The 21,749-nt window shown below is 70.4% G+C and carries 24 protein-coding genes; 13 read left to right on the top strand and 11 right to left on the bottom strand.

Going from position 1 to position 21,749, the window contains the following annotated elements:
* The first annotated feature begins 2 nt into the window (after positions 1–2).
* Positions 3–629 (top strand): hypothetical protein, encoded by a 627-nt coding sequence (locus GRS48_RS05175; protein ID WP_159484246.1) that lies wholly within the window; start codon positions 3–5, stop codon positions 627–629.
* Positions 630–677: 48 nt separating this feature from the next.
* On the opposite strand, the gene eif1A is transcribed toward GRS48_RS05175, so the two are convergent.
* Positions 678–962, bottom strand: coding sequence for a translation initiation factor eIF-1A (gene eif1A, locus GRS48_RS05170; RefSeq protein WP_321168304.1), 285 nt, complete (start codon positions 960–962; stop codon positions 678–680).
* Between the two features lie 324 nt (positions 963–1,286).
* On the opposite strand from eif1A, the gene GRS48_RS05165 reads away from it, so the two are divergent.
* The 5 genes from GRS48_RS05165 (at position 1,287) to GRS48_RS05150 (ending at position 7,003) form a co-directional block, all read left to right on the top strand.
* Positions 1,287–4,313, top strand: a complete 3,027-nt coding sequence (locus tag GRS48_RS05165; protein ID WP_159484242.1) for a bacterio-opsin activator domain-containing protein — start codon at positions 1,287–1,289, stop codon at positions 4,311–4,313.
* A 143-nt stretch (positions 4,314–4,456) separates the two neighbouring features.
* Complete coding sequence (locus GRS48_RS05160) at positions 4,457–4,600, top strand: rubrerythrin-like domain-containing protein (RefSeq protein ID WP_159484240.1); 144 nt, start codon at positions 4,457–4,459, stop codon at positions 4,598–4,600.
* Between the two features lie 172 nt (positions 4,601–4,772).
* A complete protein-coding gene (locus tag GRS48_RS15315) occupies positions 4,773–4,898 on the top strand; it encodes a hypothetical protein (RefSeq protein ID WP_255473063.1) in 126 nt (41 codons plus the stop codon).
* Positions 4,899–5,011: 113 nt separating this feature from the next.
* Positions 5,012–5,701: a carbonic anhydrase gene (locus GRS48_RS05155; protein WP_159484238.1), complete on the top strand. Its 690-nt coding sequence runs from the start codon at positions 5,012–5,014 to the stop codon at positions 5,699–5,701.
* A 72-nt stretch (positions 5,702–5,773) separates the two neighbouring features.
* The gene (locus GRS48_RS05150; protein ID WP_159484236.1) at positions 5,774–7,003 is read left to right on the top strand and encodes a PQQ-binding-like beta-propeller repeat protein; all 1,230 of its coding nucleotides are present in this window, start codon (positions 5,774–5,776) and stop codon (positions 7,001–7,003) included.
* A gap of 302 nt (positions 7,004–7,305) precedes the next feature.
* Here the strand turns inward: GRS48_RS05150 and ndk are convergent, their stop codons facing one another.
* The 4 genes from ndk to rpl7ae are packed head-to-tail and all read right to left on the bottom strand — an operon-like array spanning position 7,306 to position 8,569.
* Positions 7,306–7,785 (bottom strand): nucleoside-diphosphate kinase, encoded by a 480-nt coding sequence (ndk, locus tag GRS48_RS05145; RefSeq protein WP_321168303.1) that lies wholly within the window; start codon positions 7,783–7,785, stop codon positions 7,306–7,308.
* The gene (locus GRS48_RS05140; protein WP_159484234.1) at positions 7,782–7,973 is read right to left on the bottom strand and encodes a 50S ribosomal protein L24e; all 192 of its coding nucleotides are present in this window, start codon (positions 7,971–7,973) and stop codon (positions 7,782–7,784) included. Before GRS48_RS05140 ends, ndk begins: the two co-directional genes overlap by 4 nt.
* Positions 7,974–7,975: 2 nt before the next feature.
* Positions 7,976–8,200 carry a 30S ribosomal protein S28e gene (locus tag GRS48_RS05135; RefSeq protein WP_159484232.1) on the bottom strand — a complete coding sequence of 75 codons (225 nt, stop codon included), beginning with the start codon at positions 8,198–8,200 and terminating at the stop codon, positions 7,976–7,978.
* 6 nt (positions 8,201–8,206) lie between these two features.
* Complete coding sequence (gene rpl7ae / locus GRS48_RS05130; protein ID WP_159484230.1) at positions 8,207–8,569, bottom strand: 50S ribosomal protein L7Ae; 363 nt, start codon at positions 8,567–8,569, stop codon at positions 8,207–8,209.
* 215 nt (positions 8,570–8,784) lie between these two features.
* Between rpl7ae and GRS48_RS05125 the strand changes: the two genes are divergently transcribed.
* Positions 8,785–10,221, top strand: coding sequence for a bifunctional UDP-sugar hydrolase/5'-nucleotidase (locus GRS48_RS05125; RefSeq protein WP_159484228.1), 1,437 nt, complete (start codon positions 8,785–8,787; stop codon positions 10,219–10,221).
* Between the two features lie 47 nt (positions 10,222–10,268).
* Here the strand turns inward: GRS48_RS05125 and GRS48_RS05120 are convergent, their stop codons facing one another.
* Positions 10,269–11,162, bottom strand: coding sequence for a bifunctional methylenetetrahydrofolate dehydrogenase/methenyltetrahydrofolate cyclohydrolase (locus GRS48_RS05120; RefSeq protein ID WP_159484226.1), 894 nt, complete (start codon positions 11,160–11,162; stop codon positions 10,269–10,271).
* Between the two features lie 269 nt (positions 11,163–11,431).
* Between GRS48_RS05120 and GRS48_RS05115 the strand changes: the two genes are divergently transcribed.
* From GRS48_RS05115 to GRS48_RS05105, 3 genes are all read left to right on the top strand, one after another.
* Complete coding sequence (locus GRS48_RS05115; protein ID WP_159484224.1) at positions 11,432–11,752, top strand: hypothetical protein; 321 nt, start codon at positions 11,432–11,434, stop codon at positions 11,750–11,752.
* Between the two features lie 399 nt (positions 11,753–12,151).
* Positions 12,152–12,478: a cupin domain-containing protein gene (locus GRS48_RS05110; RefSeq protein ID WP_159484222.1), complete on the top strand. Its 327-nt coding sequence runs from the start codon at positions 12,152–12,154 to the stop codon at positions 12,476–12,478.
* A complete protein-coding gene (locus tag GRS48_RS05105) occupies positions 12,478–12,879 on the top strand; it encodes a rhodanese-like domain-containing protein (protein ID WP_159484220.1) in 402 nt (133 codons plus the stop codon). The genes GRS48_RS05110 and GRS48_RS05105 overlap by 1 nt, the downstream gene beginning before the upstream one ends.
* A 120-nt stretch (positions 12,880–12,999) precedes the next feature.
* On the opposite strand, the gene GRS48_RS05100 is transcribed toward GRS48_RS05105, so the two are convergent.
* The 3 genes from GRS48_RS05100 to GRS48_RS05090 form a co-directional block, all read right to left on the bottom strand.
* Positions 13,000–15,126 (bottom strand): PGF-CTERM sorting domain-containing protein, encoded by a 2,127-nt coding sequence (locus GRS48_RS05100; RefSeq protein WP_159484218.1) that lies wholly within the window; start codon positions 15,124–15,126, stop codon positions 13,000–13,002.
* Between the two features lie 278 nt (positions 15,127–15,404).
* The gene (locus tag GRS48_RS05095; protein ID WP_159484216.1) at positions 15,405–17,072 is read right to left on the bottom strand and encodes an HTTM domain-containing protein; all 1,668 of its coding nucleotides are present in this window, start codon (positions 17,070–17,072) and stop codon (positions 15,405–15,407) included.
* A gap of 100 nt (positions 17,073–17,172) precedes the next feature.
* Positions 17,173–17,649, bottom strand: coding sequence for a hypothetical protein (locus GRS48_RS05090; RefSeq protein WP_159484214.1), 477 nt, complete (start codon positions 17,647–17,649; stop codon positions 17,173–17,175).
* Positions 17,650–17,762: 113 nt separating this feature from the next.
* Here GRS48_RS05090 and GRS48_RS05085 point away from each other — a divergent pair, with 113 nt between their 5' ends.
* From GRS48_RS05085 to GRS48_RS05075, 3 genes are all read left to right on the top strand, one after another.
* Positions 17,763–18,467, top strand: a complete 705-nt coding sequence (locus GRS48_RS05085) for an SDR family oxidoreductase (protein ID WP_159484212.1) — start codon at positions 17,763–17,765, stop codon at positions 18,465–18,467.
* Between the two features lie 57 nt (positions 18,468–18,524).
* Positions 18,525–19,373 carry a TatD family hydrolase gene (locus tag GRS48_RS05080; RefSeq protein ID WP_159484210.1) on the top strand — a complete coding sequence of 283 codons (849 nt, stop codon included), beginning with the start codon at positions 18,525–18,527 and terminating at the stop codon, positions 19,371–19,373.
* Positions 19,374–19,510: 137 nt separating this feature from the next.
* Positions 19,511–20,089, top strand: a complete 579-nt coding sequence (locus tag GRS48_RS05075) for a DUF2150 family protein (protein WP_159484208.1) — start codon at positions 19,511–19,513, stop codon at positions 20,087–20,089.
* Between the two features lie 128 nt (positions 20,090–20,217).
* Here the strand turns inward: GRS48_RS05075 and GRS48_RS05070 are convergent, their stop codons facing one another.
* Positions 20,218–21,039: a DUF63 family protein gene (locus tag GRS48_RS05070; RefSeq protein WP_159484206.1), complete on the bottom strand. Its 822-nt coding sequence runs from the start codon at positions 21,037–21,039 to the stop codon at positions 20,218–20,220.
* Between the two features lie 162 nt (positions 21,040–21,201).
* Positions 21,202–21,749, bottom strand: a 548-nt coding sequence (locus GRS48_RS05065) for an RNA-guided endonuclease TnpB family protein (RefSeq protein ID WP_159484204.1), incomplete at its 5' end; no start/stop codon positions are given.

The following is a 21,749-nucleotide window of genomic DNA, read 5'->3' as shown; positions in this document are numbered from 1 at the left end:
GAATGCCCGATCAGCCCTCCCGGGACCACCCGCCGACCGATCAGTCGATGGCGGATGGAGCGACGGCCGACCGACCGAGCGCGTCGGCGGCGGCCGATCGGTCGACGGTCGACCCGACGCTCAAGCGTCGCCTCGAGGAGGCGTACCTCAACGACGAGGCGGACGTCCTGGTCGTCACCGCGGTGCGGTCGGTCCGCGACGGCGACGAGGTCGTCGTCGAGTTCCGACCCCCGCACGGTGACGCCACCCACACGGAGCGGTTCGACGGCCCCTCGAACGGCTCGTTAGCGGCGTGTCCCGACCTGCTCGCGTTCCTCGCCGCGGTCGGCGTCTCGCCGCTCGACCTCGATGACCTCGTGGGCAGCCGGGTTCCGGCGACGTTCGATCCCGACGTGGGGTGGTGTATCGACGACGCATACGTCCCGCAGTCCGGAATCGACGCGGGTGCGGAGGCCGGCTCGCAGGGATCCGAACCGGACGGAACCGAGCCGGACGGATCCCCGCGGACGGGCTCCCTCGGACGGGGGGCGGTGGGATGGCTTCGGACGTATCGCGACTGGCTGATCGCGATCGGGTTCGTCGGGTTCGAGCTGCTGCTCGTCGTCGTGCTCATCGTCCGGTTCGCGTGAGAGCGGCGCGAGCGCTCGGCGGGCGGCGTTTCGAGAAATCGAGAGGGGCTACTCGATGTGTCCTTCGCGGCGGAGCTGGTCGGCGTCCTCGTCGGTGTACCGCCACTCGACGTTAGCCTTCTCGTCCTGCCAGGACCACGGTTCGGCGACGACGACGTCGCCCTCGTTGATCCACGTTCGGTACTTCATGCGGCCGGGGATCCGACCGAGACGCTCCTTCCCGTCCACACAGCGGAGGCGGACGTGGTTGCCGCCGAGATGCTCTGTGACGACGGCGAACACTTCGTCGTTCGAGGGCATACGGAGGTTCCGTCGCCCGGATTCTTCGCTCACAGGTGGTGTAGCAGCCACATCCTCATAAGTCATGGGAGACGCGTGTTGACATTCTCCGCCACGGGGGCAGTGTCCACGCCTCGTCCTCCGTACTCGACCGCCGTTCTCCGTCTCCACACTCGACCGCCGCTCTCCGTCTCCGCGCTCGACTGCCGCTCTCCGTCTCCGCACTCGACTCCTTCGACCTTCTCTCTCGACCGTCCTCCCCGCCCGGCCCTCTCCCGGCGAACGCTGCGTCGGCCGTCCGACCCCGGCCCGGACACGAGCGGGCGGACAGCGGGACGATCGGCGAACCTTTTGCGGTCGGGGGTGTGATATCGAACCATGAACCCGCCGGAAACTGCGCCGGGGTCCACCCACGTCCTGCTCGCCGGGAGCGCGGACTGGTTCGGACCGTTCCTCGATGCGGCATCGTCGCGAGACGGGGTGACCGTTACGAGGGCCGAGACAGCGACCGCGACCCTCGACGCGGTCGATCGCGGGACGGTCGACTGTGTCGTCGCCGAGCGAACGGTGGCCCAAGAGGAGGAGACGACGGACGCGATCGGTACGGCAGACGTGTCGGACGCGATCGGTACGGCAGACGTGACGGACGCGGTGGATGCGACGGCTCCGGCCGACGGCACGGGTCCGGCCGACGCCGCCGCGACCGCGATCGAACTGCACGAACGGCTTCAGGACGCCCCGCCGTCCGTCCCGTTCGTGTTGTGTACCGCGACCGGAAGCGAGCGCCTCGCCAGCGAGGCGCTCGCGGCAGGAGTCGCCGACTACGTCGCGCTCGACGAGCCGGGATCGCGAGCGTTCGACGGCCTGTTGGACCGGATCGACCGGGCCGTGAGGTCCGCACACCGGGCGGCCGCCCGGGAGGAACGAGCCCGACAGTTCGACGCGATCTTCGACGACCCGCGGACGGCGACGTGGGTGCTCGACCGGGGCGGCTCGTTGGTCCGCGCGAACGGGACCGCGACCGCGGCGATCGACGCGGACGTCGACCGGCTCGTCGGCGAGCCGTTCTGGACGCTTCCGTGGTGGGATGATGGAGGGAACGGGATCGACGGGGCGACCGCGCCGCCGCCCGGTACGCGTGCGGACGTCAAGTCGCTCGTCGAGCGGGCGATCGACGGGCGGTTCGGTAACGCGGTCGTCCGCCGTCCGTCGACCGTCGGCGCGCGTCGCGTCGTCGACCTCTCGGTCCACCCGGTCGAGGACGGGCGTGGCGACCTCGCCTCGATAGTCGTCGAGAGCGTCGACATCACCGATCGCGTCGACCTCGAGCGCGACCTCCGTCGGTCCGAGGAGCTCCACCGGGTCACGCTGAACAACATGACCGACACCGTGCTCATGACCGACGAGGCGGGCGAGTACACGTACGTCTGTCCCAACGTCCACTTCGTGTTCGGCTACACCGCCGCGGAGATCCGCGAGCTGGGAACGATCGACGACCTCCTCGGTGCGGACCTCTTCGACCGCGACGAGCTCGCGGACGCCGGCGTCCTCAAGAACATCGAGTGTACGGCGACCGACAAGGCCGGCCGGGAGCACACGCTGTTGGTCAACGTGCGGGAGGTGTCGATCCAGGACGGGACCGTCCTCTACAGCTGTCGTGACGTCACGAAACGGAAACAGCGCGAGGAGGCGCTCGCGACGCTACAGGGGACCGCCCGGGAGTTCCTGTACGCCGAGACGCTCGCGGAGATCGCCGGACACGTCGTCGACGACACGGCGGGAGTCCTCGACATGGACGCGAGCGCGGTGTACCTCTTCGACGCCGACGCGAACGACCTCCGGCCGGTCGCCCGCTCGGCGGCCATGCGCGACCTGAACGGCCCCCTTCCGACCGTCCACGCGGACGGGGGAACGCTTCCCGGCTTCAGCTTCGTCGAGAACGAGCCGCTGTTCTTCGACGACGTCCACGAAGACGACCGGCTCGAGAACCCGGCGACCGGCCTCAGGAGCGCGGCGTACGTCCCGCTCGGGGACCACGGCGTGCTCGTCGCCGGCTCGGACGAGGTCGGCGTCTTCGACGGGGTGGCCCGCGAGCTGACGGACCTGCTCGCTGCGACCGCGGAGGCGGCGCTCGATCGGGTGAGGCGGGAGTCGACGCTCCGGAAACAGGACCGTCGGCTCCAGGAACAGAACGAGCAGCTCACGCGGCTGAACCGCGTCAACGAAACGATCCGCGAGATCGACCGGGCGGTCGTCAGGGCGGAGACGCGCGAGGGGATCGACCGGGCGGTGTGTGAACGATTGACCGCGGACGACCGGTTCGCCTTCGCGTGGATCGGGACGGCCGACCCGGCGAGGGGGACGGTCGAACCGCGGGCGTGGGGCGGCGACGGGAGCGGGTACCTGGACAGCCGGCCCTTCGTGGTGGCGGCGGAGGGGGTCGAGCCCGCGGGGCGGACCGCGGCGACCGGGGAGACGACGCTGATCGCCGACGTCGCCGACGGGCTTCACGAGGAGCCGTGGCGACGGGACGCGCTCGCTCGCGACTTCCTGTCCGTGGTGAGCGTCCCGCTCGTGTACAACGACCTGACCCACGGGGTCTTGACGGTGTACGCGACGACCCGGGACGCGTTCGACGGGACCGCTCGGGCGGTCCTCTCCGAGCTCGGCGAAACGATCGCGTCCGCCCTCAGCGCCATCGAGCGGAAGAACGCGCTCCTCACGACGTCCGTGACCCGCGTCGAGTTCGCCGTCGACGACCCCGCGTTCGTGCTGTCACGGCTCGCCCGGGACGCCGGGTGTACCCTCTCGTATCACGGGGGGGTCCAACAGACGGCGGACGGCCGATACGTGTTCGTCACCGTCTCGGACGCACCCATGGACGCGGTCGAAGCGGCCGCCAACGCGTTGGTCGCCGTCGACGACGTTCGGCGGATCAGCGCGGACGGAGACGGCGGCGTCCTCCGCCTGCGGCTGACCCAACCGTTCCTCGCGCTCGAGCTCGCCGACCACGGTGCGCTCGTCCGGGAGGCGACCGCCGCCCCGGGAGAGACGACGCTCGTGATCGACGTCTCCGAGGGCATCGACGTCCGACACATCGCCCGGCTCGTGCGGGGGACCTTCTCCGACGTGGAGCTGCGCGCCAAGCGGACGGTCGATCAGACGGCCGACCACGACCTCTACGCGACGTTTCTCGAACGACTCACCGACCGCCAACTCGAAGTCATCCAGACCGCCTACTACAGCGGCTACTTCGAATCGCCGCGCGAGCACACCGGCGAGCAGGTCGCCGAGACGCTCGGGATCTCGCCGACCGCGTTCTATCAGCACGCCAGGACCGTCCAGCGGAAGCTGTTCGCGACGCTGTTCGACGAGGGGAACCCCGCGGCCGCGACCGACTCGTAGCGAGGCGTGACGTCGTAGGGTTCAGTATCAAACCCCGATCCGTCGTGAACCGTTCGATATCGAACGACCACATATTCCCTTATACTCCTATTACACGTTGGTAGGGCGTTCGGCACCGATCGCCGACGCTCCCTGATCCCACTATGATAGACGTCGACCTCGCCCACGAGGGGGAAAGCCCGTACGAGTGTTTCGAATGTGGGACCGTCGTCCTGTCGGACGGCGCTCCCGATCGCTGTCCGAACTGTGACGGCGACCTCCGGAACCGGCGGACGCCCCTCGAGTGACTGCGGGAGCCGTTCGGTCCCCGCCGCGATCGTAGTGGGAGATGAACGCGTCCGCCGGGATCCCCTCACGGGAGCCACGGGAACGGGTGACGCCGGACGTACGCGAGTGCCTCGGCCGTCTCGGCGTCCCCCGAGCGAAGCCTTCAAACGTCACGGCGACGACGACTCCGACATGGAAGAGTTCATCCTCGACGAGGACGACGAGGTCCTCGCGCCGGCCGTCGTCGTCGCGACGGTCGCCCTCATCGGCGTCTTCGTCGTCGGCCTCCTGTATCAGGCGATCGGCCTCGTCTTATAAAAGGGCGCGCCTGCGACGGGCTCACGCCCGTGCAGCCGTTCGTCGGGACGCGGTCGGTAGAACACGGTCGGCGGGGCGGATCCCTTTTAGGCCGCTCGCCGGAACAGTCGCCCATGACCCGTCGTCTGCTCGCCGAGCTGATCGAGCGCAACGACGCCCACGTCGCCGCGCTGGATCGGGCCGCCTTCGACGACTGCCGTGATGCCCAGCGGCCGCCGGTCGTCTCCGTCTGTTGTTCGGACTCCCGCGTTCCACAGGAGGGGATGTGGGCCGCCGACCGTCCCGGCTTCCTCTTTACCGTCGGCAACATCGGCAACCGCGCGGTCGACGTCGTCGACGGCGACCGCGTGCTTTCCGGGAGCGTCGCGTACCCGCTCGCGCACACCGACACCGGGGTCGTCGTCGTCGTCGGCCACACCGGCTGTGGCGCGATCGGCGCGGCGCTCGTGGCGGCCCAAACGGGCGAGTACCCCGATGAGCCGGGCGTTCGAGCCGACGTCGCGGAGCTCGTTCCGGTCGTCGAATCGGGGCTCGAGCACCCCGCCGTCGACGTGACCGATCCCGAAGACAGCGCTCACGACCAGCTCGTCGAGTACAACGTCCACGAGCAGGTCGCGTTCGTCCGCGGGAGCGACGAGGCCGCCGCCGCCGACGTGTACGGTTTCGTCTACGACTTTCACCACGCGTACGGGGACCGCGACGGGGCCGTCTACCTCGTGAACCTGAACGGCGAGCGCGACCCCGAGACGCTCCGAGCGGCCGCCGGCCCGAACCACGCCGACCACGTCGGCAGCCTCTTATAGGTCGCCCCGGGACGGCGTGGATGGGTAGCCGCATCCGACAGCGGTATCCCCGCGACCCACCAACCTCCGGCAATGGACCGTCGCGTCCTCTTTGCGACCCTGATCCTGTTCGCCGGCGGCACCGCGGGCGTCGGCGTCGCCGTCTTCGCGTTCGTCGGCCTCGACGACGCGACCGTCGACACCGAGATCGTCTGGGAATCCGACCCCGCCGGCGGCGACGACGGCACCGGCGCGGTCGTCGCCACCGTCGACGGCGACCCGCGCGTGATCCAACCGGCGACCGACGGCGACGACCCCGTCATCCGCGCGATCGACGCCGACGGGAATCCGGCATGGACGACCCCTCTCCCCGACGGAACCGACCCCGGCGGGATCGGCGGGCTCGTCGCCGGGACGCTCGGCGGCGACCCCGTCGTCGCGTACACCAGCCCCGACGGTGAGCTGGTCGCGGTGAACGCGGCGGACGGCGCCGAGCGGTTCGTCGTCCCGCTCGACGGGACTGGCGGGATCGAGCCCGCCTTCGGCGACCTGCGCGGCGACGGGACCACGGAGCTCGCGGCCGTCTCCGAGGGGGGGCACGTCCTCGCGGTCGACGCGAGCGGCACGGTCGTTCTCGAGACCGAACTCGACGGCGATCCGGTGCTCCGGCCGCTCGCGGTCGAGGGAACGGACGCCACGGAGGGGGCGGACCCCGACGACTCCGATACGCGCTCCGACGGCGGGCTCGCGGTCCTCACCGAGACGACCGCGGGGCAAACGGTCTCCGTCGTCGACGCGAACGGCGGGATCGGCTGGTCGGAGCCGACGGACGCGACCGCCCTGAGCTGGAACGCCGCCGACACCCGGCGCGGTGGGATCGTCGCGCTCGGGAACGCGGACGGAACGCTGACTACCCTGGAGGCGCTCGACGGGTCGCTTCGCTACGAGGTCGGGCTTCAGGACGTGCCGATCGACGTCGGCGACGCCGACGCGGGGCGGATCCACGCCGGCGGCACCGGCGACGTGTGGGCGGTCGACCTCCTCGACGGGGAGGTCGTCTGGAAACAGCAGTACGGCGGCGAGACCCGCGTGAACGCGCCCGGCGTCGCCGACGTGACCGGCGACGGGACCGCGGAAGTGGTCGTCGTGAACCGCGGTGGGGGCGTCCTCGCGATGAACCGCAACGGCGAGGCGGTCGCCCGAGGGTCCGCCGGCGACGCCGTCGTGTACGCGCCCCCGCTGTTCGCCGACGTGACCGGCGACGGGACCGCGGAGGTCCTCGTCGTCGCCGAGGACGGGACCGTGATCGCGCTGGCGGTGTAGCGTCCCCGTCCGGGAACGTGATCGCGCTGGCGTAGCGCCCCGTCCGGCGCGTGCGACGCCGTCGCCGCCGTGGGTTCGGCGTACTTTATAAACGCCTGAAAACGAAAAACGAGCGACACGAGCGCCTCCGAGCCGTGGTTTCACCGGAAACGAGGTGTGTCAACGGTACGGCCGCTCGCGGCCGTCGTAACGGGAGAACGGAACCGTTCGCGGTCGGAGGTCCCGGTCGATGACCGGGTCGCCGACGTCGGTACGGCACGTCGCCGTGACCGGTCGGCGTGGGTTGCGGGTTGGGTTGCGGGTTAGTGTTCGGCGTCCTCGTACACCCACGCCGCGGTGTCGAGGTCGTAGTCGGCGAGCTCGTCCTCGTCGAAGAAGAGGCCGATCTCGCGCTCGTTCGCGCCCTCGTCCTCGTGGTCCGACGCGTGGATCACGTTGTGGCCGAGGTCGAGCCCGAAGTCGCCGCGGATCGTGCCCGGCGCGGATTCGGCGGGGTCGGTCTCGCCGACCATGCTCCGGACCTGTCGGGTGGCGTCAGCGCCCTCCCACACCATCGCGAAGACGGGGCCGGAGGTGATGAACTCGACGAGGCCGTCGAAGAACGGCTTGTCGGCGTGCTCGCCGTAGTGCTCGTGGGCGAGCTCCTCGTCGATCCGCATGAGCTTGCCGCCGACGAGCTTCAGACCGCGGTCCTCGAAGCGGGAGACGATCTCCCCGATGAGGCCGCGCTGGACGCCGTCGGGCTTGACCATCACGAACGTGCGCTCGTCGTGGTGGCTCACTGCTCACCGCCTCCCTTTCGCCCCTCCTCGGTCCACTCGAGGTCACGCGACTCGCGCCCGAGGAAGTAGTTCTTCTCGGCCTTCGAGTCGACGAAGTGGAGGATGGTGCCGTCGGTCTTGACGTACATCGTGCCCGTACCGGGCTCGATCTCCTCGCCGCTGAAATCGCAGGTGCGTCGCTCGACCATCGTTATCGCCCTCCGATGGAGTCGGCGTCACGCTGGGTCTCGCGGAGCTGTAACACGTCGCCCAGTCGGACGGGTCCCAGGACGTTTCGGGTGATTATTCGCCCCTGGTTCGATCCCTCCTGGATGCGGCATTTGACCTGCATGGCCTCGCCGTGCATCCCGGTCTTGCCGACGACCTCGATCACCTCGGCGGTGGTCGAGTCGCCGATGCCCTCTTCTGCGCTCATGGTGGATTACCGGAGCTCCTCGACCTTCTCCGCGATGTCCTCGACGTCGTCGGCGGCGTCGCCGGCGTCGACGACGGCGGCGGCGGCCGAGCCGACCTCGAGGCCCGCGGCGTGGCCGACCTCGTCCTGGGTGTCGACGAAAACGACCGGGATGCCCTTCTCCTCTGCGAGTTCGGGGAGGTGCATCACGATCTCCTCGGGGGAGACGTCCTCGGCGACGAAGACGAGCTTGGCGTTGCCGCGCTCGACGGACTTCGTGGTCTCGTTCGTGCCTTTCTTTACGGTACCGGTGTCTCGGGCGACCTCGAGAGCCTCGAGGGCTCGCTCGGCGAGGTCGGCTGGGGTTTCGTAGTCTACGTAAACTGCCATAGTTGTTCACCTATCCTCCCCGTGGGCTCGCGTGTCCGTCCCGTGGTCGGTCCCTATCGGAACGGCACATCATCAACCCCGAAGAGGCTGTACCACCGGGTTGGCTCGGCCATCATAAAAGCGCTTTCAATGCGATCCGGGCATGCGAGCGGGGCGCATGCCGTTCCGTACCCCTCCGAGCCCTTTTACCCCGTCCGGCGACTCCCATCGGGTAGATGGCGAGGTTGGTCCACTACTCAGACATCGAGAACGTCTTCGATACCCCCGAGCGGGCCGCTCGGCTCGCCGGGCGGATCCGCGCGCTCGACGGTCCCGACGCGGCCGTCGTCGCCACCGGCGACACGACGGCCCCCGGCGTCCTCTCGCTCGTCGCGAAGGGTCGACAGATACACGACTTCTACGCCGCCACCGACACCGTCCTCGACACGTTCGGCAACCACGAGTTCGACTACGGTCCCGACTCCCTCCGCGGGCTCGTCGCCGACGCCCCCGTCGAGTTCGTGTCGGCGAACGTCCGCGACGAGGCGGGCGAGCCGTTCGGCCGGGCCGAGGGCGTCCTCCCGTGGACGGTCCGGCGGGTCGACGGCGCGACCGTCGGGTTCGTCGGCCTCACGGACCCCGCGACCGACTCGCTGAACCCGATGGCCGCACCCCTCTCGTTCGACGACCCGATCGACGCCGGGAGGGAGGCGATCCGGGCGATGCGAGCGGCGAGCGCGGGGGTCGGGGCCGACGGCGGCGAGGTCGACTCCGACGGCGGCGAGGTCGACCACGACACCGGCGTCGACCACGTCGTCGTCCTCTCACACTTGGGCGGCGGCGACGACGAGATCGCCCGCGAGCTCGACGTGGACGCCGTCCTCGGCGGCCACGTCCACAGCCGGCGCAACGAGTACGTGGACGGGACGCTCGTCGTCAGACCCGGCGTGAACGGCGAGACCGTCGTCGAGATCGACCTCTCGGGCGACCGCCCCACGGCGACCCTCCACGAGCCGGACGGCGCGACCCCACACGCCGAGCTCGAAGGGTTCCTCGCCCGGCGGATGGAGGTCGCCGACCTCGACGAGGTCGTCGGGCGGGTCGCGGGGCCGATCTCCCGCGACGGCGACGTGGTCCACGGCGGGGAGTGCCGCGTCGGGAACTTCGTCGCCGACGCGTTCCGCTGGGTCCACGACGCCGACGTCGGGCTCTCGAACGCCGGCGGGCTCCGGCAGGGCGACCCGTTCGAGGGCGACGTGACGAAGGCGGACCTCATCAGCCTCATCCCGTTCGAGGAGCCGGTCGTGTTGACGTCGGTCACGGGGACGGAGCTCGCCGCGGTGTTCCGGGAGATGGCGGCCCCGGACGTCGACTTCGGGGAGGACGACTGGTGGCACGGGCACGTCTCGAACGCGCGCGTCGTCTGGGACGACGAGGCGACCGTCGTCGCGGCGGCGACCGTCGGCGGGGAGCCGATCGACCCCGAGCGCCGCTACACCGTCGCGACGTCGGAGTACCTGCTCCACTCCGATCACGAGTTCCCGACCCTGGAGAGCCGACACCGGATCGGCGAAGCAGACATCCAGTACGAGGTGCTCGCCGACTACGCGCACGAACACGGGATCGATCCCGCGATCGAGGGCCGGATCGAGATCCGTAATCGTGGGGAGTGAGTCCGTATCGGCGGAACTGCGTCCGGGCCGACTGAACTGCGTCCGGATCAGCGAAGGCCGACGTCGACGTCGTGCCGGATCCCCGCCGCTTTCACGGTGTTGTACAGCAGCATCGCGCGCGTCATCGGCCCGACGCCGCCGGGGACGGGCGTGATCGCGCCCGCGACCTCGCTCGCGGAGTCGTAGTCGACGTCGCCGACGAGCGCGTACCCCTTCTCCGTCTCCGCGTCGACCTTGTTGATCCCGACGTCGATGACGGTCGCGCCCGGCTTGAGCATCGAGCCGTCGACGAACTCGGGGATCCCGGCCGCCGCGACCACGATGTCCGCGTTCGAGAGCTTCGCCTCGAGGTCCCGCGTCCGGGAGTGACACACCGTCGTCGTCGCGTTCCCGCCCGGCCCCTTCTGGATCAGGAGGTTCGCCATCGGCTTCCCGACGATGTCAGAGCGGCCGACGACGACCGCGTCGGCCCCCTCCGTCTCGACGTCGTACGCCTCGAGGAGCTTCTGGACGCCGTGGGGCGTACACGGTTTGAATCGCGCGTCGCCGGCGACGAGCCGACCGACGTTCTCGGGGTGGAACCCGTCGACGTCCTTCTCGGGGTCGATCCGCCGGAGCACCTGCCGCGTGTCGACGTGCTCGGGGACCGGAAGCTGGACCAGGATCCCGTGGACGTCGTCGCGGTCGTTGAGGTCGTCGATCGTCCCGTACAGCTCCGACGCGGGGGCGTCCGGGTCGATCTCGACGTGGATCCCCTCGATGCCGACCTCCTCGCAGTCGCGCTGTTTCATCGAGACGTACGTCTCGCTCGCCGCGTCATCGCTCATCAGGACGGTCGCGAGGCCCGGGGTCACGCCCGCGTGCTCGAGCAGTTCGACCCTGTCGGCGACGTCCGCTCGAACGTCGGCCGCGACCGCCTCGCCGTCGATGACCTCTGTCATACCTGAAGGAGGCGTCGGGACGGGTAAAAAGGACCGGGATCGTGGTTATCCGCCGCGTCCGTTCGGTGGATAGATACACCATCATGGATCATCCACCCCTGTGACATCGATCGAGGGACGACCGATCCACGTCAAGTGATGACGGGACACGGCACCGGGCGTCGAGGACGAACGACCCCCGAAACGAGCGTTGATCCGGTTTGATCCGGCACCAATCGACTAAACGGTCGTCGATATTGAAAGGGGTCGCGCCCCGAGCGGGGTCCACGATGCACGCCATTCGAACGACGCTGCTCGTCGCGCTCGCCGCGACGGTACTGATCGCGACCGGCGCGGCCGCGGGTGCGGTCATGGCCGGCTCATCGACCGGTGTCGCTCCCGCCGACGGGGGCGTCGAAGCGCTCGCCGACGCGGGCCCGGACGGGGACGCCAGCGACGACGCGGGGCCGCCCGATGAGCTCCCCGGGCCCGTCCCGGAGTTCGTCGGCGACCTGCTCGACGCCATCGACGGGTTCCTGTCCGGGGCGCTCGACGACCTCGGCGACGCAGTCAGCGGGATCGCCGGCGGTTCGGTGGGGACGATCGCGTGAGTGGATCCGCCGGCGGCCCGGAGCGCCACGGTGCCCTGCGTGACGCGATCCGTCCGGGACGACCCGTTTGACGTGAATCGACCAACGCGAACCACCTGATCGGCCTCGCGTGTGATCGATCCCCCTCGTCCCCCGTTGGGGCCGCCTCGTTCGCGGCTCCGGGGTTAGGGCTGGGTTCGTCCCGGGAATCGGGGAGAGGGGGAAAGGGAAACGGAAGGGGGAACGCCGCGTGCGCGGTCGTCCCGCGACGAGGCACACGATCCGCCCGTGCCGTCCGGCCGCCCGGTTCGACGGTGCGGGCGGGTCGTCCCATCGCTGGGGACCGTGGCCGTTCGATCCGCCGATCGAGCCGCGACCGTTCGCCGACAACTTTTACGTACGCGTGACGATCGTCCGCGTATGACGCTCGACCGGTACGCCGACGCCGTCGGCGATCTCGACCCGGAGCCGGAAACGATCGAGAGCGCGGAGCTCGTCGTCACCGACGACGTCCTCGTGAAAGCGTTCGTCCTCGGTCCGGGAGCCGAACTCGACCCGCACGAACACGCCGACGCGACGAACGTCTTCCACGTCGTCGAGGGGGAGCCCACGATCGTCCGCGACGGGACGGCGGAGACGCTCTCGCCGCCCGCGGTCGTGTTGAACGAGCGCGGCGCGGTCCACGGGGCCCGCAACGAAACCGACGAACGCGCCGTCATCACGGCGAGCCTCTGCCCGCTCCCCTGATGGACGGCGAGATCGACGTCGACGAGCTGGCGGCCCTGCTCGACGACCCCGACGGCGACCTTCGGATCGTCGACATCCGCGACCGACGCGCGTTCGATCGCGGCCACATCCCGGACAGCGAGTCGATCCCGTTCCCGGAGCTGACGACCCGGGTCGCCGAGCTCGACGGGACCGACCGGATCGTGACCGTCTGCCCGCACGGGATCGCCAGCCGGCAGGCGGCCGAGCTCGTCGGGAGCTACGCCGGAGCCGCCGGCGCCCGCGTCGAGAGCCTCCGCGGCGGGATCGAAGCGTGGGAGCGCGATGTCGGCCAGCTGGAGGCGGCGGAGGCGGACGACGGCGCGTCCCGAAACGCGACCCGCGAGGGCTCCGACGACGAGGGGCCCACCGCACCCTTCTAACCGGTCACCTGGGAGTCGGCTAGCCCGCACCCGCACTCCAGCTACCCTCCGCCCCACAGCAGCGGACACGAACACGAGCGACAGACGCGATCACGAGCACGAACGACAACGCGATCGCCGTCAGCGGCCGTCCCGACGGGCGAGGAGCGCGGTCATCGAAAGCAGGGCGACGACGGCGACAGCCGGCCCGAAGCCGGGGACGTCGCCGACCGTCTCGTCGACGATCCCGTCACCGATCCCGTCGGCTGAAGCGTCGTCCGCGACGGTTACGGTCGTCGACGCCTCGCTGTCCGGGGCGACGACGCTGACGGTCGCGGTTCCGGGGTCCTCGAAGACGACCTCCCGCTCGACGGTCGCCGCCGCGTCGGCATCCAGCCTGACGGGCTCCGTCGCGACCGTCTCCCCGTCGACACGGAACGTCACGTCGCCGCCGGCGGGGATGGTGTCGTCGTTGCCGACGGTCGCGGAGACGACGGCGGCGTCCCCCACCGACACACGGTCCGGGCTGGCGGCGACGTCGCGGACGGCCACGGGCGCGGGCTCGGAGACGACGACGGTGAGCGTCTCGCTCCCGACCCGAACCGCGTACTCGCCGGGTTCCGTGAAGGCGTGCTCGAAGCGCTCCGTCGACTCGTCGCCGGCGGCGACCGTCCCCGATCGGGCATCGACCGCCTCCCCGTCGATCGTCAGCGACAGCTCGTAGCTCCCGTCGACGCCGCCCGTGTTTCGCGCGAGAAGCGTCAGGTCGAGCGTCTCGCCCGTGACGAGCTGGACCGGATCGCGAGCGACCGTCCGGTTCCGGTGCTCGCCGGTCGCACGGACGCCGTCGGCGTCGAGCCCGTACCCGACCTGTGCGGGGGTCGCGCCGAACGCCGCCTCGTGGGCCTCCACGTCCCACGTGTCGGGGGTCGCGTTCGTCGTCGTTAGCCGTTCCGCCTCGTCCCGGACCGCGGCGGCGGACTCGGCGTCGCCGCCGGCCGCGACCGCCGACTCGACCCCGTCGAGGAACGTCGCGCCCGTGACCGGCCCGTCGGCGTCGTTCAGGTCACGGAAGACCGTCGCGAGCGACGCCTCGCCGTCCGTGGCCAGCCGGATCCGGCGGTCGATCTCGCCGGCCACGAGCGACCCCTTGGTGTAGTCGGCGTTGTCCTCCCACGCGTCGGGGTCCGAGAGGACCGACGAGGCGGCCGGCTCGCGTTCGCCGCGGGCCAGCGTGCGCTCGAATCCGTCGAAGTCCGCCGCTCCGCGCTCGAGCGCGAACAGCGCGGCGTAGTACGTCGCGCTCCCCTCGGTGAACCAGGCCACGCTGGGATCGGCCTCGTACGACTGGCGCGTGTGGACGTACTCGTGGGACCAGATGTCGTCGGCCGTCGCCGCCGGCTCCTCGTCGCGCACCCAGAGGTCCGCGTCACCGGTCTGGAGCCCGCGAACCGCCCACGACACGTTCCCCGGTGCGGCCACCGCGAACACCTCGTCGTCGCGCGCACCGACCTGGAGCGCCGTCGCCGTGCCCTCGAACGCCTCGAACACTTCGTTCGGCGGGGCCACGGGATCGGCCGCGTGCGGGACGACCAGCCGGAACCGCTGGCCGGCGGCCTCGTGAACGTGCTCCTCGTGGGGGCCGAGGAACGCGATCGCCCGCGAGGCGACCCCGTCCCCCTCGACGACGTTCTCGCGCTCGATCCGAACCTGCCCGCCCCCGGTGAACCGGCCGGTGACGTCGGCGCGGGGCGTGCGGACGAGCGCCCAGTCGCCGGCGTCGACGAACCGATACGTGCCGCCGGCGGCGAGCGGTCCCGTCCCGTCGACGGTGTCGTTGGCCACCATCGCGTACGTGATCGACGGGCGATCGGTTTCGCCGTCCCACACCCACGCGTCCCGTCCCTCCTCCGCGTCCGGGTCGCGTTCGAACCCGTCGGCCTCGGCCGGACCCGTCCGCTCGCTCAGAAGCGTGATCCGGAGCTCCGTGACGCGGTCGGGGATCGACAGGCGCGCCGTGACGCCGACGGTGCCGCGCTCCTCGGTGCGGAACAGCTCGTTCCGGAGCTCGATGGTCTCGGCGTCGGCGGTGGCGTGGGTCGGTTCGGCCCCGAGCCGGTCGTGTTCCTCGACGCCCGCGAAGGCGAACGTCTCGCTCCCCGGATCCCCGCCCTCCGCGACGGCCGCAGCGCCCCCGACGACGAGCGCGACGGCGATCAGGAACGCGACAGCGAGGCGAGTGCCGATCGTCGTCCGCGAGCCAGTCATACGGCTGCCACGCCGGGACGAGGTTTATCGTTGTCCGTCCCGCCCGGCGAGGACGACGGTCCGGAGCGATACGAAACCGAACGAAAGGGGAGGGAGCGTGTGACGACGACCCTCCGCGGGATCCGACGGCGTGTGTCGGGATAACGGCTTGCCATGAGTTATCAAGGGGGTTGTCGTGTCCGCGGGGTCCGGGTCTCACGACGTCGTAGCTTGCGGGCTCCGGATCTCACAGCGGTGTCGTAGCTCGCGGCACTGTCGAGCCCCACGCCGCTCCGAGGTCACGACCGATCGTCGCCGGGCGGCGATATCGTCCGCGGTTCGCCGTCGTCACAGGCGTGTCGCGAGAGGCGGATCTCGGTCCGCTCGCGGCCCGCCGGGTCGTCGATCGTCTCCCGGGTGATCGACTCGGAGATCCGGTAGACGTTCACGTGCGTGAGCGTCGCGCCGTCGTCCGCTTCGTACGTCGCACAGAGGTGGTCGACGAGGTGGTCGGCGACCGGCTCGTCGTCGGTCCCCGGCAGCGACGCCATATAAAAGCGCTCGCGATAGGTGGCGTGCTGTCGCTGCAGGCGGTCGTACGGGCGGTCGTACGTGAGCTCGCGGTCGTTGCGGGCGTCGACGAGGTCGCCGTCGGTCGTCACCGCGGGGAAGACGTAGTAACGGTCGACCGTTCGGGGGTTCGGCGCGAAGATGGACCAGTCGGCCTGAAAGTCGACCAGCGCCGCCGCCCCCGCCTCCACCTCCGTCCGGGGGGTGTCGTCGTCGACGACCCCGGCCGCCGACAGCGACGCGAGCACGCCGATCGCGACCGCCACGGCGACGACCGCGACGGCTCCGGCGGTGCGCCGGGTCGGCTCGAAGCGCCGGCCGAACACCGACTCGGCACGCCGAACCACGAGACGTGCCAGCGGAGCCGCGACGAGGGGGCGCGGAACCCGCTCCGCGGCGACGATCGCTCGTTCCCGCAGGCGGGCGGCGCGGGTCCGGAGGCCGGCGGCTGTCGCTCGGCCAGCCGAGGCCAGCCTCGCGATCCGGCTCGCCGCGATCCGGTCCGCCGCGGCACGGCCGTCCCGCCACGCCGACGGCTGGAGGAACAGGGTCAACCCCATGAGACAGACGTACGAGAACGCGCCGATACGGACGGTGAGCGCCAGCGAGAGGTGGACGCTCGCGAACGCCGCGACGAGGAGGTGGCGGGGACGGTCGCGGAGGACGAGCAGGAGCCACGCGCCGAGTAGCATGCCGAACCAGAGGAGGCCGCCGGCCTGCAACAGCGTCGGGAACGCGCGAAGGGCGTCGCCGAACAGGAAGGTGATCTCGTCGATCCCCAGGATCAGCACGGTCGCCTCCCCGCTCCACCACAGCTCGGAGACGGTCTTGTGGTAGCCGTTGACGAGGTACATCGTCACCATCTGTGCGAGCACGAGCGCGGTCGCGACGCCGGCGACCGACCCGCGGCGGGGACGGTCCGCGGCGACCGCGTCGATCGACCAGCGCTCGCCGAGCGGGAGGAACATCGCGTAGAACAACAGCGTCGCGAACAGCGTGTCGGCGAAGCTCAACACGAACGGGTTCCGCAGGTCGAGCGAGACGACGAGGACGAACGCGAGGACGGTCACGACGCGGGTGTAGTAGCCGAGCGCGAGGGCAACGCCGACGACCGCGGTGAGCGCGAACAGCGCCGCCGTCGCGGCGGGCGTCGGCGCGAGCGTGTACACCGAGTACGCCGCCGCCGGCTCCGCTGCGACCGCAAGCGACGTCGGAACCACCCCCTCGTCGGTATAGAAGAAGACGAGGTTCCGCGACCGGGACAGCACGTCGGCGACGATCAGGACGCCGGCGACGATCCGGAACAGCGCCAGCGACCGCGCGTCTATCCGCACCCGCTCCCGGACCGCGCCGCTCAGCCGGGTCGCCGTCGAGCGGGCGGAGGCGGGGGACGTCATGGATCGTGAAACGTACGCCCCCTCGACCCGGTGGCGGTATAGGCGTTGTGTCCGCCGGGAACGCTCCGACGGGGGTCGAGGGAGAGGGGCACCACGAGGTTCACAGCCGCTCGCGGAAGCCGACGGCGACCGCGCCGATCACGGCGAGGAACCCGACGAGGAAGGCGACCGGTTGGACGACGACGCGCTGAGCGACGACGATGCCCGGCTCCCGTTCGACCGTCCGCGTCCAGAACTCGTACTCGGTCCCCTCGTGGGCGACGACGATCAGTCCGTGGCCGGGGCTCGGCTCGGTCGGATACGCCAACGAACCGGCTCGGTCGTCCGGGTCTTCGACGACGAACCCGCCCTCGTCCGCGTCGAGCGCCCGGTCGAACGCGGCTCCGGCGTCGCCGTCGAGCGCGTCCCGGTCGACGACCTCGCCCCCCTCGTCGGTCGGCGTGTCCGGGCCCGCCGGCTGCACGACGTGCGTGTACGCCGGGGTCGGCTCGCCGATCGCGATCGGGAGGTACATCGGGTTCGCCATCAGCACGAGACCGACGACGACGAGCGCGACGACCGCGACCGGGCTTCGCATGACCGGGGTTCGGCGTCCGACGTCATGAGAGTTCGCATGCGGGGGGTCGCGAGGAATAACCGGTGCCGCGAGCGAAGGCCCGCCTTTATGCCTGTCGAATGACAACATTAACCATGGACGTACGGTTCGACTTCGACGGCGACGTGGCGTTGGTGACCGGCGCGGCCGGCGCGCTGGGGAGCGCGGCGGTCGACGCGTTCCGCGATGCGGGCGCGACGGTCGCGGCGGTCGACGTCCGGACGCCGGACGACGAGGACTCACGGCTCGATCCGGACGGCGGGACGAGTTTCTACGAGGCCGACCTGACGGACGAGACGGACGTCGAGCGCGTCGTGGCGTCGGTCGTCGACGACCACGGCCGGATCGATCACCTCCTCAACGTCGCGGGGACGTGGCGCGGCGGCGACCCCGTCGACGAGACCGACGCCGACCAGTTCGACCTGCTGTTCGACGTGAACCTGCGGACGACGTTCCTGACGAGCAAACACGTCGTCCCACACCTCCGGGAGACCGAGGGCGCGATCGTCTCCGTGTCGGCGCGGTCCTCGCTCGAGGGGGGCACCGGCGACGGTCTCTACCGGGCGAGCAAGGCCGGAGTGCGCCTTCTGACGGAGACGCTGGCCGCGGAGAACCTCGGGACGGTCCGGGCGAACGCGGTGTTGCCGAGCGTGCTCGACACGCCGACGAACCGGGAGCAGATGGAGCCGAGCGACGCCTGGGTCGACCCGACCGACGTCGCCGAGGTCATGCTGTTCCTCTGTTCGGACGCCGCGGCGGTCACCAGCGGCGCGGCGGTGCCGGTGTACGGCGAGGCGTGATCGGGCCGCCGCGAACGACGCACAACCCATATGGCGTGCCGGGTCCCACCGACGGGTATGAACGAGGACCTCGACACGCCGGTGCTCGATAACCACCTCCACCTCGATCCCCGGCACGGCCGCGGGATCGAGGCGGTCGAGGAGTTCGTCCGTCTGGGCGGGACCCACCTCCTCGTCGTCAACAAGCCCTCGTGGCACCTCGGCGTCGAGCCGGACGCCCCCGAGGACTTCCGACCGGTCTTCGAGGAGACGTGTGCGGCGGTCGCCGACGCGAACGCGGTCCTTCCGGGACGCGCCTGGCCGGTTCTCGGCGTCCATCCCGGATTGATCAGCCGCCTCGTCGACGATCGGGGCTTCACGCCGGCGGCCGCCCGCGAACTGATGTGTGGCGGGATCGACGTCGCCGCGGAGTTCGTGGCCGACGGGCGCGCGCTCGCGTTGAAGTCCGGCCGCCCGCACTACGAGGTGACGGACGCGGTGTGGGACGCCTCCAACGCCGTCACCCGGCACGCGTTCGAGCGCGCGGCGACGGCGGACTGTGCGGTCCAGCTCCACACCGAGGCCAGCGAGGACCTGACTGACCTCGCCGACGCCGCCGCGTCGGTCGGACTCGACCCGGGGCGGGTCGTGAAACACTACGCGGCCGGCCGCCTCGCGGGGCCCGTGCCGAGCGTGATGAGCGAGAAGGACCGGTTAGAGCGCGCGGCCGAGGCGGGTCGGCCGTTCCTGATGGAGACGGACTTCGTCGACGACCCCGAGAAGCCGGGCGCGGTGCTCGGGCCGAAGACGGTCCCCCGACGGGTCCGCTGGCTGCTGTCGGAGGGCCACGCGGACGCCGTCCGCAACGCCCACGTCGAGACGCCTGCAGCGGTGTACGGGATCGACACCGAGGCGACGCTGGAGTAGCCCGAGGCGACGGGGCGGGCGAATCGATGGCGGCGGAGCGGGCGAGGGGACCTCACGCGCAGACGACCGAGTGCGACGCCGTCTCGCGGGGCGATCGATAGGAAAGGCCTTTGAAGCGTCCGGGAGACGTATGGGGTATGACCGAGGACGAGGCCGTAGAAACGTTCTACTCCGAGGAACGCTGGCAGAACTGGCTCACCCGCGTCGACGAGGAGGAGCTCGATCCGGAAAACGAGGACTCCGCGCGGCTCCTCTTGAACCTCCAGGACGACGCCGCGATCGCGATCGCGAAGGTCCTCGCCGCGCTCGACGACGGGCTCATCGACGACGACCGCGCGGTCGAGGAGATCCACGCGATCCGCGAGGTCGTGTTGGCGGAAGTCGACTTCGACGACGAGGACAAAGTCATGCTGATCGACGGCGTGCAGACGTCGCTCGTTCCCGTCTTCTACGCGGCCGAGGAGTTCGTCGTCGGGGGCGTCGTCGAGGGCGACGTCGAGGAGTTCGTCCGCGCGGCCGCCGACGCCGAGGCCGGCGAGGACTTCGACGCCGCGCTCGGCTACGTCGTGCAGGCGGGGACCCGTATCATCGACGGGGAGCCCCTCGACATCGAGCTCGTCGACGAGCTCGAGTACGGGCTCGTCTCCGAGTGGGTCAACGGCCTCGACTCGCTTCAGTCCGCCCTCGAGGACCCCGAAGTCGTCGAGGAGGACTGACTCCGGCCTCGGTACGTCGCCGTTACCCGTTCGATCCACCGCCGTTATCCGTTCGATCCCTCACCATCGACTTCTGTCGTTTCCTCGCCGACGCCGAGCGTACCCTGCCGAGCGCTTTCGCACCCCGCTTAGACGGCCACGGCGAACAACAGCAGGTTGTGTGCGCCGGGGCCGAGCCCGACCGCGGCGACGAAGCCCAACAGGAGCGAGCCCTGGGCGGGCGACTCGCGGACGTACTCGGCGAACAGCCAGACGACGACGCTCGCGACCGCCAGCTTCACCAGCAGGAACACCCACCCCTCGCCGAGCACGGGGAGCGGCGGGACCCCGCCGAGTTCGAGGATCCACCGCGACAGCGGCGTGCGCTCGCCGAACCCGAGCTGGCTCACGCCGACGGCGGTCGACACGCCGTCGAGCGCGTGGCCGAACACCGCGAGCGCACCGACGCTGCCGGTCACTCGCGTCTCGGGGATCGTCCGGATGAGGGCGCCCCATGTGAGGGCGGCGACGGGGAGCGTCGCCGCCAGGGCGACTGCGGACCAGAACGCGCCCGGCCGGGAGACGCCGCCCAGCGTCGCGGCCGCGACGACGGGAACGAGCAGCGCGAATCCGACGCCCGCGAGCGACGCGGGCACCCGACCCCGCGCCGCGTCTATCGACTCCGCGGCGAGCCACGTCGCCCCCGCGAGCGACGCCACCGTGAGATACACCGTCGGCGACCCCGCGAACGGCGCGAGGACCGGGGGGAGCGCCCCGACGACGTAGAGGACGTGGAGGGTGGAGCCGAGCACCATCCACGGCGCGAGCCCGAGGACGTGCCGACGGGTGACCGTCGGCGGGCGACGCCGGACCGCGAGCGCGACCGCGCCGACGGCGAGGAGGACGACGACGAGGTACGGGGCCGGCGGGAGCGTCGTCCCCGCGGGAACGAACGGAATGCGTTCGAGCATGGCCGAACGCGCGTTCCGTCGCCGTGAAAGCGTTTCGGGACGGGCGCGAGAACTGCAGTGGGGATCGGGACGACCTCACGGAACCCCAGGGCTTGACATCCTCTCCGCCCTGAAGGGCGAAGATTCCCACGGCACCGTACCGCTGGGTTGGGATATTGTGGTTTACGACGTGACGTGTTCTTGAGGTGCGAACGCACCAGTTTCCTTGTCAAACAGGAACGTCGATGGCTGTGCCAACCAGCCGTTACTCCTATTCACCGAGAGATTCGGTGAATTCGGAGATACTTTCTGCCGAATGTTCTCAGCGCCGTTCACGTCTGCGTTCGCCACTGTACCGCACTCATCGCAGACATACAGTCCGCGTTCAACACGGTTCGCGTCATGCTTCCGGCCACAGCACGAACACGACTTCGAGGTATCCCGCTCAGACACGTTCTCGACCGTGATGCCTTCCATTTCGGCTTTGTATTCGAGAAGGCCGGTGAACCGGTCGAACGCCCACGAATGCAGATCAAGATTACCGTGCTTGCCCCAGTCCGTTGACTCGCCGTTCTCCTCATCCTCACGGATGCCGGAGAGATCGCCCACCACGATAGCTCCAATTTCCTCGTCAACACACCGCTGGACGATGTGCTTGGAGAGGATGTGGAAGTAGTGGGTGCGGCGGGCCGACTTCTTCTGATTCAGCCGGGTGGCCTGCTCGGAGTCCG

The sequence above is a fragment of the Halorubrum sp. JWXQ-INN 858 genome, assembly GCF_009806985.1.
Lineage (GTDB): Archaea > Halobacteriota > Halobacteria > Halobacteriales > Haloferacaceae > Halorubrum.
This window is presented reverse-complemented; position numbering and strand designations above follow the sequence as displayed.

Bases quoted from the DNA above. Each gene is read 5' to 3' on its own strand.
- GRS48_RS05090 (WP_159484214.1), bottom strand. From the start codon at position 17,649: ATGCGAAGCCCGGTCGCGGTCGTCGCGCTCGTCGTCGTCGGTCTCGTG.
- GRS48_RS05120 (WP_159484226.1), bottom strand. From the start codon at position 11,162: ATGACAGAGGTCATCGACGGCGAGGCGGTCGCGGCCGACGTTCGAGCG.
- GRS48_RS05070 (WP_159484206.1), bottom strand. From the start codon at position 21,039: ATGCTCGAACGCATTCCGTTCGTTCCCGCGGGGACGACGCTCCCGCCG.
- GRS48_RS05095 (WP_159484216.1), bottom strand. From the start codon at position 17,072: ATGACGTCCCCCGCCTCCGCCCGCTCGACGGCGACCCGGCTGAGCGGC.
- GRS48_RS05160 (WP_159484240.1), top strand. From the start codon at position 4,457: ATGATAGACGTCGACCTCGCCCACGAGGGGGAAAGCCCGTACGAGTGT.
- GRS48_RS15315 (WP_255473063.1), top strand. From the start codon at position 4,773: ATGGAAGAGTTCATCCTCGACGAGGACGACGAGGTCCTCGCGCCGGCC.
- GRS48_RS05150 (WP_159484236.1), top strand. From the start codon at position 5,774: ATGGACCGTCGCGTCCTCTTTGCGACCCTGATCCTGTTCGCCGGCGGC.
- GRS48_RS05175 (WP_159484246.1), top strand. From the start codon at position 3: ATGCCCGATCAGCCCTCCCGGGACCACCCGCCGACCGATCAGTCGATG.
- rpl7ae (WP_159484230.1), bottom strand. From the start codon at position 8,569: ATGGCAGTTTACGTAGACTACGAAACCCCAGCCGACCTCGCCGAGCGA.
- GRS48_RS05165 (WP_159484242.1), top strand. From the start codon at position 1,287: ATGAACCCGCCGGAAACTGCGCCGGGGTCCACCCACGTCCTGCTCGCC.
- GRS48_RS05105 (WP_159484220.1), top strand. From the start codon at position 12,478: ATGGACGGCGAGATCGACGTCGACGAGCTGGCGGCCCTGCTCGACGAC.
- GRS48_RS05100 (WP_159484218.1), bottom strand. From the start codon at position 15,126: ATGACTGGCTCGCGGACGACGATCGGCACTCGCCTCGCTGTCGCGTTC.
- GRS48_RS05080 (WP_159484210.1), top strand. From the start codon at position 18,525: ATGAACGAGGACCTCGACACGCCGGTGCTCGATAACCACCTCCACCTC.
- GRS48_RS05115 (WP_159484224.1), top strand. From the start codon at position 11,432: ATGCACGCCATTCGAACGACGCTGCTCGTCGCGCTCGCCGCGACGGTA.
- GRS48_RS05135 (WP_159484232.1), bottom strand. From the start codon at position 8,200: ATGAGCGCAGAAGAGGGCATCGGCGACTCGACCACCGCCGAGGTGATC.
- GRS48_RS05075 (WP_159484208.1), top strand. From the start codon at position 19,511: ATGACCGAGGACGAGGCCGTAGAAACGTTCTACTCCGAGGAACGCTGG.
- GRS48_RS05085 (WP_159484212.1), top strand. From the start codon at position 17,763: ATGGACGTACGGTTCGACTTCGACGGCGACGTGGCGTTGGTGACCGGC.
- GRS48_RS05110 (WP_159484222.1), top strand. From the start codon at position 12,152: ATGACGCTCGACCGGTACGCCGACGCCGTCGGCGATCTCGACCCGGAG.
- GRS48_RS05125 (WP_159484228.1), top strand. From the start codon at position 8,785: ATGGCGAGGTTGGTCCACTACTCAGACATCGAGAACGTCTTCGATACC.
- GRS48_RS05155 (WP_159484238.1), top strand. From the start codon at position 5,012: ATGACCCGTCGTCTGCTCGCCGAGCTGATCGAGCGCAACGACGCCCAC.
- GRS48_RS05140 (WP_159484234.1), bottom strand. From the start codon at position 7,973: ATGGTCGAGCGACGCACCTGCGATTTCAGCGGCGAGGAGATCGAGCCC.